At 44.9% G+C, this 14,014-nt stretch carries 14 protein-coding genes, 1 tRNA gene and 3 pseudogenes; 10 read left to right on the forward strand and 8 right to left on the reverse strand.

The features are described from left to right. From NTX75_09590 to NTX75_09605, 4 genes are all read left to right on the forward strand, one after another. Positions 1-721, forward strand: a 721-nt coding sequence (locus NTX75_09590; protein ID MCX5816478.1) for a ParB/RepB/Spo0J family partition protein, incomplete at its 5' end; no start/stop codon positions are given. Between the two features lie 395 nt (positions 722-1,116). Beyond that, positions 1,117-1,251, forward strand: a complete 135-nt coding sequence (locus NTX75_09595) for a hypothetical protein (GenBank protein ID MCX5816479.1) — start codon at positions 1,117-1,119, stop codon at positions 1,249-1,251. A gap of 119 nt (positions 1,252-1,370) precedes the next feature. Further along, positions 1,371-2,018 carry a hypothetical protein gene (locus tag NTX75_09600; GenBank protein ID MCX5816480.1) on the forward strand — a complete coding sequence of 216 codons (648 nt, stop codon included), beginning with the start codon at positions 1,371-1,373 and terminating at the stop codon, positions 2,016-2,018. 169 nt (positions 2,019-2,187) lie between these two features. Beyond that, the gene (locus NTX75_09605) at positions 2,188-2,370 is read left to right on the forward strand and encodes a hypothetical protein (GenBank protein ID MCX5816481.1); all 183 of its coding nucleotides are present in this window, start codon (positions 2,188-2,190) and stop codon (positions 2,368-2,370) included. A gap of 337 nt (positions 2,371-2,707) precedes the next feature. Here NTX75_09605 and NTX75_09610 read toward each other — a convergent pair. The 3 genes and pseudogenes from NTX75_09610 to NTX75_09620 form a co-directional block, all read right to left on the reverse strand. Then, positions 2,708-2,950 (reverse strand): annotated as a pseudogene (locus NTX75_09610) (transposase). Positions 2,951-3,133: 183 nt separating this feature from the next. Beyond that, a pseudogene (locus NTX75_09615) lies at positions 3,134-3,253 on the reverse strand (IS3 family transposase). A 376-nt stretch (positions 3,254-3,629) separates the two neighbouring features. Then, positions 3,630-4,418 (reverse strand): tetratricopeptide repeat protein, encoded by a 789-nt coding sequence (locus NTX75_09620; GenBank protein ID MCX5816482.1) that lies wholly within the window; start codon positions 4,416-4,418, stop codon positions 3,630-3,632. A 554-nt stretch (positions 4,419-4,972) separates the two neighbouring features. On the opposite strand from NTX75_09620, the gene NTX75_09625 reads away from it, so the two are divergent. Both NTX75_09625 and mtgA read left to right on the forward strand, forming a co-directional pair. Continuing rightward, entirely contained in the window at positions 4,973-5,626 is a 654-nt protein-coding gene (locus tag NTX75_09625) for a nitroreductase (GenBank protein MCX5816483.1), read from the forward strand. Between the two features lie 33 nt (positions 5,627-5,659). Then, a pseudogene (gene mtgA, locus NTX75_09630) lies at positions 5,660-6,367 on the forward strand (monofunctional biosynthetic peptidoglycan transglycosylase). 6 nt (positions 6,368-6,373) lie between these two features. On the opposite strand, the gene NTX75_09635 reads toward mtgA, so the two are convergent. Next, entirely contained in the window at positions 6,374-7,636 is a 1,263-nt protein-coding gene (locus tag NTX75_09635) for an MFS transporter (protein MCX5816484.1), read from the reverse strand. A 73-nt stretch (positions 7,637-7,709) separates the two neighbouring features. Continuing rightward, positions 7,710-7,783: transfer RNA gene (locus NTX75_09640), tRNA-Arg, on the reverse strand. A 106-nt stretch (positions 7,784-7,889) separates the two neighbouring features. Here NTX75_09640 and NTX75_09645 point away from each other — a divergent pair. Then, entirely contained in the window at positions 7,890-9,851 is a 1,962-nt protein-coding gene (locus tag NTX75_09645) for an adenylate/guanylate cyclase domain-containing protein (GenBank protein ID MCX5816485.1), read from the forward strand. A gap of 44 nt (positions 9,852-9,895) precedes the next feature. Here the strand turns inward: NTX75_09645 and NTX75_09650 are convergent, their stop codons facing one another. Continuing rightward, the gene (locus tag NTX75_09650) at positions 9,896-10,324 is read right to left on the reverse strand and encodes a CoA-binding protein (protein MCX5816486.1); all 429 of its coding nucleotides are present in this window, start codon (positions 10,322-10,324) and stop codon (positions 9,896-9,898) included. Between the two features lie 133 nt (positions 10,325-10,457). Here NTX75_09650 and NTX75_09655 point away from each other — a divergent pair, with 133 nt between their 5' ends. Both NTX75_09655 and NTX75_09660 read left to right on the forward strand, forming a co-directional pair. Beyond that, the gene (locus NTX75_09655; protein MCX5816487.1) at positions 10,458-10,793 is read left to right on the forward strand and encodes a hypothetical protein; all 336 of its coding nucleotides are present in this window, start codon (positions 10,458-10,460) and stop codon (positions 10,791-10,793) included. After that, positions 10,790-11,125: a hypothetical protein gene (locus NTX75_09660; protein ID MCX5816488.1), complete on the forward strand. Its 336-nt coding sequence runs from the start codon at positions 10,790-10,792 to the stop codon at positions 11,123-11,125. Before NTX75_09655 ends, NTX75_09660 begins: the two co-directional genes overlap by 4 nt. Positions 11,126-11,137: 12 nt before the next feature. Here the strand turns inward: NTX75_09660 and NTX75_09665 are convergent, their stop codons facing one another. Further along, positions 11,138-11,653, reverse strand: coding sequence for an OmpH family outer membrane protein (locus NTX75_09665; GenBank protein ID MCX5816489.1), 516 nt, complete (start codon positions 11,651-11,653; stop codon positions 11,138-11,140). An 80-nt stretch (positions 11,654-11,733) separates the two neighbouring features. Then, complete coding sequence (locus NTX75_09670) at positions 11,734-13,305, reverse strand: hypothetical protein (protein MCX5816490.1); 1,572 nt, start codon at positions 13,303-13,305, stop codon at positions 11,734-11,736. Positions 13,306-13,510: 205 nt separating this feature from the next. Between NTX75_09670 and NTX75_09675 the strand changes: the two genes are divergently transcribed. Beyond that, positions 13,511-13,951: a hypothetical protein gene (locus NTX75_09675; protein MCX5816491.1), complete on the forward strand. Its 441-nt coding sequence runs from the start codon at positions 13,511-13,513 to the stop codon at positions 13,949-13,951. Positions 13,952-14,014: the final 63 nt, after the last annotated feature.

Here is a 14,014-nt window from a genome sequence, read left to right on the forward strand (position 1 = left end):
AGCAGCCCGGCAGCTCGAACTTGAATTAGTACCGGTGCGGATCATAGAAGCAGGTAAGGAATCAGGCGAGACTATAGCCCTTCAACTTACGGAGAACCTCCAAAGGGAAGACCTGAATCCCATGGATCAGGCAAAGGGGATATTGGCATATATCCAGGCAAAACATCCTGACAAGAACTACGATGTGGATGGGGTGATGAATGAGCTGGTGGTCTACGAGCGGAGACCTGGAGACCAACTTGAGGAAATCCGTGAAACATTTTCACGGATTTCTGAAATCTCCGGAAAGACAATACGGACGCTGTATAACGAGCTTTCACTTTTGAAAAATCCTCCTGAAATTCAGGAAGCAATCCGGGTAGGAAATTTACCTGTCTCTCAGGGATATCTCTTCGCTGCCAACCTCGATTGCCCTGACCTCATGCAGATATTTACCAACGTTATAAAGACACCCGTCACCAATGCCACCCTGAATAATCTGCTTACAGCATACAAAAAGGTCAAGCCAGTCCCAGGTGTTACAAAGCCCCTACCTATGACAAAGCAAATTGCTATTTTACGATCCGTAGAGTCACACATTGAGATGGGCTTCGCAACATACACAAGACCCGACCTTGAGAAACTTCTTGATGAGCTTAGGGTTTTCTGTGCTTTAGTGGAACTGCGGATACCGATTGCCCCGGAACCTGCGCCGGAGAAGAAAAGGCCACCTCAGGTGTAAGCAGGCGAGAAGAACCGAACCGGCGAGACGGCGTATCGGCGAAACGGCGATGAAGGCAGTGAAAGGAGCGTAGAGCGTAGAGCGGGTAGCCGCAGGCCTGTCCTGCCAAGGTGTTTTTGTAGTTCTTGGCCAGGGCTTCAGCCTGCGTGGAAGGGGAGAGCAAAACCGCGAATTGATATAAGGCACCCCAAAATAAATGGAATTCTGTTTTCATTGCTGTTGAGCACTTCTTCCTGAAAGCGAGACTTACGCAGGTAAGCGGTTTATACTATGTTTCATCCCATATTCAATATAAAATAAGAATCTGTCATAATCACGAAATTGTGGAAATATTCTGTTTGATTATTATAAGTTACAGGAGTACAATATAAACAATAATCGCAAGGGGGTTACAAATGGCAGGAAAGGGCACTACACATAAGATTGGGAGAGATGCGAGTACCGGCAAGTTTGTGCCGGTTAAAGATGCTCAGAAGGACCCGAAACATACAACTGTAGAAACAATAAAGAGTCCCCCGAAGAAGAAATAATATTTATTAGCCCCCCAGGTCTTTTGTTAATGATCAAGCATGCGAGTATGGGCAGTGTCTATGGGGGACATCCTATACGTTTTCAGCATGCCTAATAACAAAAGGAAATCATTAGAATTATGCATGCTGAAAAACAACATCCCGACCCTTCTTCAATGTCGAAAAATAAATCTAAACAAACGCCTTTTAATTTTACCGATGATCAAATTGAAAGTGTACTGAGAATCGACAATAGAGGGGTCATCAATGAAATATATAAAATTGTTTTTGAACTGCTAAACGAAGAAAACAAAAGGCAAAAGTTAATTGATACCAAAGGGGCATCCTCCACCGCGTTAACTGGATTATCTGCAAGCTTAGTTTTTTCCTTAGGCGGTCTCCTTATAGATAAAATAACAAATGCGCCACTTCCTTTTGTAGGATGCCCGATCCCATGGCTCGTATGTTTTTATTTCACAACGTCAATTACTCTTCTATTTTCTATGTTCTTCGCATACCTTGCGATTAGAGCAAGGTCGGACTGGGTATGGTTTAGCGAACGAGATATCTTCAATCAAGAGGTTATAAAGGAAGAAGATCCAAATTATTATAAAAGGTATATAATTGCACACATGTGGCAGTTGTACAAAAACAATTTTAGGATAAACGAAACGAAAGGTAAGCGTCTCAAATGGTCCCAACGGCTGTTTATTATCGGATTGGGTCAGTTAATACCTATAATCGCAATCCTTAGTCTATACACTTTAAATAAAGGAGGGGTATATTAAATGACAAAAAAACAAGGGGAATCAGCGCCAAAGCCAGCGCCAAAGCCAGCACCAAAGCCTTCCGGGGGTGACCGGGTAACAAAGATAGAGAAGTAATCGTTACTTTAGCAAAGAATTTGGACAGGAAAGGGCAGACTTAAGGATCTGTATTAATAGAAGGGGGTATGCAATGGCGAAACCAGCACCAAAACCGGGGACTGGGACCGGAAGGACTTCTTTCTTGAAATCTGGAAAAGTTTCTGTTGTTAAACATGTAAGGGATGCGCGGACTGGTCAATACGTCAAAAAAGAAGAAGCAACAAAACGGCCCGCAACAACAGTAACGGAAACTGACAAAAAGAAAAAGAAGTAGTTTGGAAAAGGGCTCTGTCAGAAAAGGTGGAGCCCTTTTCGAGTTTTTGTCTGGAATACACAATCAGGAATCACATTTGGAAAGTCTGCAATGATTATGCTTTCTTTCATCCCAAAACATACAATTCCAATAAGGGAGAATAATGAACGACTTTAAGTGTAGCAAATAGCAAATTTTAAAAACTATTTGAATTTACCAAATCATTGATTGAACAATCTTTACAATATTGCTAATATCCATAAAACTATGTAATAACTTGTTAGCTTAAATACCAACTGAGGTGGTCAAGTTCTTTCATACAATACCCAACAGGTTTTAAGTGGTTCGCCGCTCCGATTCATGCCGCATCCTTAGCCTTTGGCAGCATACTCCAGTAAACCTCATCCGGGGTCCTCTCATCAAGGCCCTGATGGGGCCGCCGTATGTTATATCGATCAAAAAACTTATTAAGCTCCTTTCTTGCATGGGTGATTGATTCATACGCCTTCAGGTACACCTCTTCATATTTGACCGTTTTCCAGAGTCTCTCGATAAATATATTGTCCCTCCGGCGACCTTGTCCGTCCATGCTGATCCTGATGTTGAGCCTGTAGAAAAAGTCCCCAAGTAATTTCTTGGGTGGGATGTAAAAATGGATGACCTCACAGAATGCGCTACAATTGACGATTTCATACTTAGGAGGGACAAATGACACACAAAAAACTAGTTTTTAATCGTTTCGGGGCGCTGTTAGGGGTTTTTCTACAGGCTCGTTGTTGCCGATGAGAACGTTCGTAAACTCCAGGGAGGTAAACTGGCTCCCCTGGTCGGTATTAAATATATCAGGTTTTCCATATTTCATTAATGCCTCTTCCAGTGCCTCTATGCAGAATGAGGTATCCAATGGGACGTCTATGGGGACGTTCCTTAAAAAATAAAAAACAGCTTGACGTTCTTCTTGAACGCGTTAGGGACAAGGACATTCTTAAAAAAGTAAATAACTTTTGGATACAATAGCCCACTCTTTCTCTCGGCAATCCTTATTTTTAGGAAACCGCGAAGCCCACGCTTTGTAAGTGTATTTGCCAATTTTCAATAATAGACCATTTTGAAAAAATTATTGGAGTAAAATCTGTTTTTTTGCTTTCTGCACTTTTCAGATTCCAATGCTTAGCTTATATTCAATAATTTATCTGGCAATAATCTGAGATGTTACAAATAACTTCAAAAACTGATTAAGACCGAAAAGGGTACAGAGAATAAATGTGGTGTTTTTATCGTCAGACATGTTCCCCCTGGTCGTAGTATGCGAGCGCAAGATCCGGTTTCAGGCGGAGGGCCTCACTAACATCTTCAGACGCCCGCTGGCGCTGCCCGAGGTTCTCGTACACTATCCCCCGGTTGTAGTATGCATCCGCATGATCAGGTTCGAGGCGGAGGGCCGCGCTAAAATCTTCAATTGCCCGTTGGTACTGTTTGAGCTCCGCGTGTGCTATTCCCCTGTTATAGTATGCGAGCACAAAATCAGGGTTTACGCGGAGAACCTCGCTAAGATCTTCAATTGCCTGCTGGTACTGACCGAGCTCCACATGCACTGCCCCCCGGTTTAAGTATGCATTGGCATGATCCGGGTTGATACGGATAGCCTTACTGTAATCCTCAATTGCCTGCTGGCGCTGACCGAGCATGCCGTACACAATCCCTCTGCTCCAGTATGCATCGGCATCATCAGGTTTGAGGGCGATGACCTTGCTAAAATCTTCAATTGCCTTTTGGCACTGACCGAACTTCCCGTATGATCTCGCCCGGTTGAAGTATGTATCGGCATAATTCGGCGTAATACGGATAGCCTTACTGTAATCCTCGATTGCCCGCAGGTACTGCCCGAGGCTATCATATATTGTCCCCCGGTTCACGTATGCATCCGCGAAATCAGATTTGATGCGGATAGCCTTATTCAGATATTCAATAGCCTTTTTCGGGTCTGTCCATTTCCCGTTCTGCCAAAGAGACGCAGCTTTATAAAACCAGTACGTAGCTGTGGCCTTCTGATTGGTAATTGTCTTCATTCGAGACAAACCTCCTTCATGTCCTTTATGGTATTGAAAAAGATTTCAGATTCCGGCGGCATTCTTCATTTTCATGGTATTTCAGCAGATTGTCAAGATATTTTAGCCATGAGCTGTTAACTTTTAGCGTTCAACTATTCTCCAGTACTACTATGTGTCAGTTTCTTTAAACCCGGATTTATCATTAGAATCATATGGGTGTCGGACCATCCCTCTCAAACACGCTCATTCCGCTCCAGCGGCTTCAATCGCTCGCGTTTGGCTTCGGAACTTTTGCATACGCAAAAGACCAAGCTTCCTCGCCTCTCGACGGTTTGCTCCGGGATACTCCGACACCTTCCTAACGACATATTTGGGTTAAATTTTATAAAGATTTATTATGTATCCTCTTGAATTTATTTGTTATTGATCCGGTTTTTTCCGTATAAATGTTTTGTTTTGGTTGCGGCCCTGGCTGCGCTGTGAACCGTGAACAGATTTTGATTGCCGTGAACTGTGAACTGTGAACAAAATATGGTATATATTCTCAAAGTATTGAACATGGAGGACATGTTATGGATTTGATGCAGACAATTATGGGAAGAAGAAGCATCAGGGCATTTAAACCTGACCCTGTTTCGAGAGAAAAAGTGGAAGAAATACTGAATATTGCAATACAGGCCCCTTCGGCCATCAATCTTCAGCCCTGGGAGTTTACCGTTGTAATGGGTGAGGAGAAGGAGCGGCTAAGCAGAAAACTGGTGAAGCTCTACAGGGAAAAACAGATCTCCTGCAGTCCGGGTAATGTAAAACCCCTTGCCGACAGCTTTACCCGAAGGGGAATTGCATCCTTTGAACTTATGAATCCTTTCCTTGAGCAGATGGGGACAGATTTTAACAGATTTGTCAACGAGGGGAGTTGTAATTTTTATGGCGCCCCCACTGCAATCATCATCTGTCTCGACAATGCCTTTTCCAGTGCCCGCCTTGTGGATATCGGGATTGTGCTTGGCTATATTACACTTACCGCATATAATCTTGGTCTGGGCACATGTCCTATCGGGCTTATCAATGCTTATGCTGACGATATGAAGGAACTGCTCAATATTCCAGACAATAAAGACGTGGTCATAGGCATTGCACTTGGCCATCCCGATTGGAACAGCCCTGTGAATAAGTTCAAAACACCACGGGAAAGCCTTGATAATTTTGTAAGGTGGATAGAGTAGCAATTTGCATAGCGCATAGCGAAAACCTTATTCATGAAATTCTTTAAAATACTGTTAACCTTATGTGTACTGGCGTTGATTGCCATTGTCGGCTATTATGCTTTTTATCCTGATATTTCAAGATTGAAAAAGGAAAATCCGAAAAAGACATCCTTCATGGAATATCGTGAAGAGGAGTGGAGGCAACAGGGTAAAAGAATAAGAATTCAAAAAAAGTGGGTATCGCTTTCGAATGTATCGCCCTATCTTATAAAGGCAGCGCTCATTGCTGAGGATGATAAATTCTGGTCACATCAGGGTTTTGACTTTGAGGCAATCCAAAAGGCTGTCGAAACAGACATCAAGAAAAAAAAGTTTAAATTCGGCGGGAGCACTATAAGCCAGCAACTCGCGAAGAACCTCTATCTTACCCCGTCAAAAAACCCTGTCAGAAAGTTCAAGGAAGCGGTTCTTACCTGGAGGATTGAGCAAAATCTTTCAAAGAAGAGGATTCTCGAACTTTACCTGAACGTTGTGGAGTGGGGAGAGGGTATATTCGGGATTGAAGCGGCATCCCTCCATTATTACGGTAAACCGGCTTTTCAATTAAATCCCGACGAGGCTGCCCATCTTGCGGTTATACTTCCCAATCCAAGAAAGTATCGTCTTGACGGGTCATCCAGATATGTGGAAAAGCGGGCAAAGATTATCTATGACATCATGGTAAAACGGGGCATTGTAGAGCCGGAATATGAGGATGTTGAGTAATTACGCAGTTTTTTTCAATGTTTCCTTTGAAAAGAATGAAACTATGAGTGCAAGGCAGTTGATACAGAGAAATACCAGCAAAGCCATTCTGTAGGCAGATGGCGGATATGTGCCTCCTACTTTACCGGCTTTATCGAGGATATACCCGATAGATGGCTGAAAAACAATCCCTCCGAAGAATGAGAAAAGGTTTGCAGTACCAATGGCTGTCCCGGCAATGTGAAGCGGGAAGAGTTCCTTCACGCTCGTAATGGCAATGACAATGATCGAACTGGTAGTAATGCCCATAACAAAAAATATTGCATAGAGCGCAGGAATGGGCATGACATTATAAAATACTACCATGATTGCCCAGACGATGATGTTACATATTGAGGAGCCAACAAGGACCTTTTTTCTGCTTACCAGTATTTTATCCGAAAGGTATCCCAGGAAGGGTCCTCCGAATACCATGCCCACAGCAATCATTGAGAGGATATTGCCGGCTCCGGGTTTTGTCATCCCGTACGTATCGAGGAGATAAGGCCCTGCCCAGAGGCCGAAGAAACTGAAAAGTGTGCCCTCGGTAAAGAACAACCAGATTGCAATAGCCCAGAAGTGTTTATCCTTAAGCACTAATACAATACCTGAAAAGAATTTCCTCCTGGGTTTCCCTGGCATGATAACCGTATCGTCTGGAGCACGGACGACCTTTTTGTTGGGGCTGTCAACTACAATAAGCCACGTTAAAATGGTAAGAACCGCAGTAATAGCCCCGGTCAGAACAAAGGCTGCCCTCCACCCGAAATTCTGTGTGAGAATGGCAAGCGGTGTTGATGCCGAGAGCCATCCTATCCCCCCGATTGCCATAAAAAGGCCCATTGTCCTTGCGTATTCCTTCCCGTGATACCATTCAGCAATCACTTTCAGCGAACAAACGAATGTGGCAGATACACCAAAACCAACGATGACCCTGGATAATGTTGCAAAACCGAAGGTCGGAGCAAGCCCGAAGAGAACGGCCCCGATTGCTGCGATGAAGCCGAGCAACGTTACCGTTTTTCTGGCCCCCCAGGAATCGGAAAGAAGCCCCACCGGTATCTGCATGATTGCATAAGAGTAAAAATAGCCCGATGCAAGTACGCCAAGGGATGTGCCGCTTATCTGGAATGTATTTACAAGTTCAGGCGCAACAACAGCGGGGCATACCCTGTGAAAATAAACAAAAAGGTATTGAAGGGCAAGAATCCAGAATATAAACCAGCGGGAGTGCAGGTTTTCCATAGCGATAGGATTCAGAATAGCAGATTGAATGGACAACGGAAAGAAAAATGATCAGTCAATTTCATAAAGTAAGTGCGCCCGGTGCGATTTGAACGCACGGCCTTTGGCTCCGGAGGCCAACGCTCTATCCAACTGAGCTACGGGCGCAGATCGATCGTTTTGAGGTGATGGAGAAAAATATATATTTTCTGCTTAACATATTTTGTAAAATATAGCATATTAGTATATAGTTCCAAAAGAATAAACGACCTGTATGAAAAAGTTACTAATACCCATCTCTATAGGACTCTTGATAACAGCTATTTTTGTTACTTTTGCCATCATAAGGTTTTTGCCCCTTGAACGGCTTGAACAACTTGTATATGACACACGGTACAGGGTACGTGGCCAAGAAGCAAACCTGCCCCGGGAGGTTGTTATAGTCGGAATCGACGATAAAAGCCTTGAAAAAATTGGAAGGTGGCCATGGGACCGGAGTAAAATAGCCGCTCTTATTGACCTGCTGAAAGATATGGGCGCAAAGGTCATCATGATGGATATTATCTTCAGCGAACCTTCAAAGGATGATGAAATCCTTGCCGCATCGATCAAAAGGGCAGGGAATGTGATTCTGCCGGTTGTTTTTGAATTCAAGGGGCAAAAGAAGGGGATCAAAGAAGATACCCTTCCTGACTATGCTTATCCCATGATCCGGGAGTCAAAAATTTTTGAAATCTTTCCCCCCATAAGCGGACTGAATGTTATGATGCCCTTGAAAAATTTTGTAAGCGGGGCAAATACCCTTGGTTACATCAATATGATTCCTGATAGGGATGGTGTGCTCAGATGGGAAGTGTTGGCAATCGAATATGACGGCGAACTGTACCCGTCCATTGATCTCCAGACGGCGAGGGTTTACCTCGGTATGCCGATGGAGGCTATGATATTGAATGCAGCAAAGGGGGTTAATTTAGGGGACAAGTTCATTCCAACGGATTTCTGGAACCGGGCATTGATCCATTACTATGGACCTGAGGGCACTTTTCCCCATGTATCGGTTTTAGACCTCTTTGAAGGAAAAATTGACCGGTCCGCCATAAAGGATAAGGCTGTCCTTATCGGTGCAACAGCGATAGGTATTTACGATTTGCGTGTTACCCCTACTTCGCCTGCCATGCCTGGGATTGAAAAGCACGCCAGTGTAATTGCCGCTGCCCTCCACAACTATTTTATTGTAAAGTCATCAAACCTTATAAATGTTTTGATTGTCATCGTAACCGGCATACTTTTTTCTCTCTTAATCGTTCGGCTCAAAGCAATCTCCGGCGCTTTATTGTCCTTTGTCTTTATTGCAGCCGTCTCTTTGATATCGTACTATCTGTTTTTTGAAAAAGCCCTGTGGATTGATACAGTCTACTCAAGCAGCAATATTGTCATCATTTATTTTGTTATTAATGCTTATAAGTATGCAACAGAGGAGCGTTATGCAAAAAGAATCAGAGGTATGTTCTCCAGTTATGTGACAGAAAAGGTCGTGAATGAATTGATCAAGAATCCCAACCTTGCAAAGCTCGGAGGTGAGAGAAGGGATATAACCGTTCTCTTTTCTGACGTGAGAGGGTTTACGACATTTTCTGAGAAACATTCGCCGGAGCAGGTTGTACACATCCTCAATGAGTACCTCGGCGAAATGACGGATATTATTTTCCAGTGGGAAGGGACATTGGATAAATTTGTCGGAGATGAGATCGTAGCGTTCTGGGGCGCCCCCCTGCCGCAGGAGGATCATGCAGAACGTGCCGTGAAATGTGCGCTTCACATGGTGCGGAGGCTGGAAGAACTCCAGGAAAAATGGAAGGCAGCGGGGAGGGAAGCCCTCTACGCGGGTTTTGGCCTTAATACAGGCGAAGTAATTGTTGGGAATATCGGCGCTGAAGGGAAAAAGATGGATTATACCGTAATAGGGGATAACGTAAACCTTGGTGCACGTGTTGAGGGCCTGACGAGGAAGTACAGTGCGGATATTATCATAACTGAGTTTACCCTCGAGAGACTGAGAGGCATCATGGAAAAGGACCAGTCATGGAAAATAAGGATAAAAGGGCTTGACGCTGTTGCTGTGAAGGGGAAACTGAAGCCTGTTTATATATATGGCGTTGAAGCGCTTGGAGAAGGGGAAACGTCAGAAATCATAGAATGTGAAGTAAAAGACGTCGTTACAATGACCGAGAAATAATGTACTAAGGACAAGTAATTGAGTAATTAAAACTGCTTAACCATTCATCCTGTTTGTTGTTTAGATTTTACTGATAACCTTGTGTGTTCCTGTTTGATGCATACGTTCATGAAGAATGGAATACCATGCATTACAACCAGCCTTTCTGCTTCTTCGTTAATGATGCCCAGTTGCAGCCAGATACATTTTGGTTTTATTTTGATTGCTTCCTCTACGATGGGGAGAGCATGTTCTGACTTCATAAATATATCCACAATATCAACGGGTTTCGGAATATCGGAGAGGCTTTTGTAACACCTTCTACCCAAAATTTCGTTGTATTGAGGATTTACCGGTATAACCGTATAACCTGCAGCGATTAAGTACTGTGCAACCATGTTGCTTGGCCTGTCTTCCTTCGGTGAAAGTCCTGCTACTGCTATGGTCTTCGACTGTTCCAGTATTGCTTTTTTCTTTTCATCCTGTGTTTCCATATGTCGAAATTTTATATCTAATGCCGTTCATATTTGTAAAGAAAATAGTGGAAAAAATATCGTTGACACTCATAGACTGTCTTGTTACCATACATCGAAATGAGAAAACGCGATTATTTTGGGTGGCACTAATTTGGACAGAGATCAATTTGGTCACGACCCGCAGGTGAGGTTTTTGAGACGTGCCTTTGCCGGTATGGAGGCTGCTCAGAGCGAATTCTTGAAAGGCTTGAATATCTCTCCATTTGACACCAGGTTAAGCCGCATACGGACAGCAGCGCTTAAGCTCTACGAGAAGGTATGGATGGTTTATGGGCGGCGGGGTATTTCAACGGATGAACGTGAAATGGTAGACGTCTACATTCAATGTTTCGCCCATATTCTTGATTCTCAGAGGATTCCAGTGCCTGAAGAATTGCGTCCCGTTAATGAAAAGATCGGAAGGCTGATAAGGGAGGTTACGAAATGATCCGGTTGCGCCTGTTCGGTCGCTGTCGTATTTATCATGATCCGGTAACACCTGTTCTTCGTGCTCCTGCCCAAATTGGATGGAATGCGTGGTTTCGCTCTATTGACCTTGTGACTCCGCAACCTTTAAAAGGTGAGGAGCTTCTCAGGAGGACGCGCGGTTGGTGGACAACAGAGCCTCTTGAAGTGGCAGAAGTGGTTAAAAAGTATGGGCGGCTCGTGGTAGGCGAAGAAGGGGAGCTTATGGTAGAATTCGAAGACCGGAATGCTGCAGATGCATTAGCCGCTGCACTGAAAGACCGTTTTGAAGATCAGGTGCTCCTGGCGCCATGACCAGAATCAAATCTACTTGAGCTGGTCAAGGATTTTGTTTGTTATGTCAACGGTTGTTTTAAAGTGGACAATGCCTGCGGCGGTTTTTTCAAAAATTATGGTGTAATCTTCCTGCGCCGTAATCTTCCTGATCGCCGCATCGATTTCCAAAAACATTCTTTGCGTTAACTCCCTGTCCATTTTTAGCGCCTCAGCGTCAAAATCCTCCTTCATCCTCCTGATCTCTTTGATTTCATTGGCAAGTCTTTCTTCGAGGATTTTTCTGTCAGCAGGAGACATGGTATTACCGTCTTTTTTGAGCTTCTCGTCAAGCGCTTTTGCAAATTCATCCTTGCCCTGCAAAGGTTTTCTCTTCAAGTCAATATTTTTCAACAGATCCTGACGGTAGCCGGCGATAGTTTTAGATTCCCTCATGATCTTCTGCACATCAAAGACGCCGAGCTTAAGATCCTGTGCCGAAACCGGGAAAATACATAATCCGGCAATAAAGATTATAAAGAAACAGGCAATGGTTGTTCTTTTCACCATATCTATTACCGGGGCTTGCGTCGCCCCCTCCACGAGCAAAGCCCGTGGAGTCTCCCCCTCTCGCTCACTGTGTGAGCTATCTATTTTGTCGTACCCGCTGCAGAGCCGGAAAATGATCCGCTTGTTGATGTAGTAGGCACTATTGGCCCTGAGCCTGCGCCTTTAAATGTTACAGCGCCGCTGTATGAACCTCCGCTTAAGTTTCCGGTTCCGTTGGCTACATTAGATACCCATACTTTTGCGCTTGTATCCCATCGCGAGACATTAAACAGCGCGGAAAGACCGTTGCCGCTTATGTTCACAGAAGACGACGTTGAAGGGATGCCCGTGTAAGCGCCGTTCACGTTGCCTGTTGCCCATACCCTTGGCGCGCTGCCGGCAGTTGTTGAAAAGAATTTTACGTTATTTATGTTAACTGTCAGATTGTTTCCTGAACCGCTTAAGTGTGCTTCCCCCACCTGAACACAGGGGACGTTGAGTACCTGCAGGCTTGCTTTGCCGGCGTCGGTTGCGGCCAATTCAAGAAATTTATTTGTATCCATCATCATGCCAGCCAGGACAGACTGGGCAGTCAATGAGACCGGGTCAAAGGTGCCGACAATATCGCCGAAATAGAGCCATGTTCGACCGTCTCCGTTGGGGGTTTGACCTGCGCCGTATCCGCTCACTGAGCCTTCCAGCCTTTTGTCGGACCATTGTGTCCCTGCAATCTCCAATCTATCTATTCTATAAGTGCTATTATTAGTGTTATCCATATTTATCGTTGCGCGCCAATCATTCCCTGTGGTGCCTTGATACATAAACCCTGCCTCTGTATTCCATATGCCCCAGTTCTGGGTTGAAATCTGTCGACGGTACATACTGTCTCTTATTTTGGTATCCGTAATCGTTCCGCCTGCCGTAAATGAGCCATCACCGGAAATGGAGCTGCCCGGATAAGAATAAGTGTTTATGCTGGAATAAAGGTCTGCAGGTAAAACACCTACATCAGACGCAATGTTTGCGCTGTATATATTGCCGCTGAGTCCGAACGTGTCGTCGCCCGTGTTTGCAGTGCCTGTAAGTGTGCCCTTTATGTATCCTGCAGAATTGCCTGAAGGGTTAATATAAAGGAGTGCAGTTTTAGATATTATGTTGTTATTTAGCTCAGACGCGCTCAATACCCCGTAATAGGCGCCGCCGTCATTGGTGGTTTTGTTGCTGTTAGAATTGTTTTGACTGTATATTATGGTGTTCACGATACTTCCGTGGTTGCTGCCGTTTCCACCACCGTATCCTGTGCCTGTCACTGTTACAGGCACTGCAGTTCCCTGTGTCCATAACTGGCCTGAACCTTGTAGTGTGCCTGTGATAGAACCGCTGCTATGCCATGTCGGAAGAGAACTGTCTGAGATACTATTTATACTATTTAGCGTATAGAGGGTGCCTGAACTACCACTACTTGCCTGAACCAAGAAGACTTTCCACCAATCACCGGTTCCGGTTGTGGGAACAGTATAGGTAGTTATCACGTTGCCGTTGGCGTCTTTTACTACGACAACTGCGCTGGAAGCGGTTATCGAAGGGCTTCCGGTATAATTATATACAGCATAACGGGTATTGCCGATGGTAAACTGATTAACGGTGATTGTCTCAGGGCCATATCCTGACATTATATCCTGGTCCAACATTGCATAGGGGTAAGAAGAAAGCGTTCCCATATTGCCGTAATATACATGATAGAATGTGGTAGAAGAACCTGATCCAGGGATCCATGCATGCGCGTCCAGATCTGACGGGGTTGCTCCCCAAGTGAGTTTAAAAGATATCGGCGAAGCAACTGTGCCGAATAACGTGTAATTGCCAGCAAAATACCAAATGGGTGTAGATATACTACTTTTAAAATTGGTATTTACAGGTGCTGGAGGTTCGGGAGGAGGTGGTGGTGGCGGCGGAGGCGGCGGAGGTGGCGGTGGCGGTGGTGGCGCTGGTGCAGGTGCAGGTGGTGTAATAACTGCTGCAGCTATATCGAATGAACCGGCAGTCGATGTGCCGGCCGTTGTTGTGCCCGTCGATGTCCCTGAACCTGTCCCTGAACCTGTGCCCGATGATGTCCCTGAACCGGTGCCTGAACCTGTGCCCGTCGATGTCCCTGAACCTGCGCCTGATATCGTTGTAACTGCGCTCACCTGGATGGCTATTTCACTGGTTGTCGCCTTCCTTGGCGGTGACGGGGAACCAGTAGTGGTGGCAACGAAGGATATATTGCCGCCTGTGATAGTTGCTACTCTCCTCTGGGGATCGCTGGGGTTGAACTGATATCCCCTGCCGGCAATAAAGAGGGTGCTCGTTATTGCCCGCATAAAGGAAACAACCATATTG

The organism is Pseudomonadota bacterium, assembly GCA_026388315.1.
Classification (GTDB): Bacteria; Desulfobacterota; Syntrophorhabdia; order Syntrophorhabdales; family Syntrophorhabdaceae; genus MWEV01.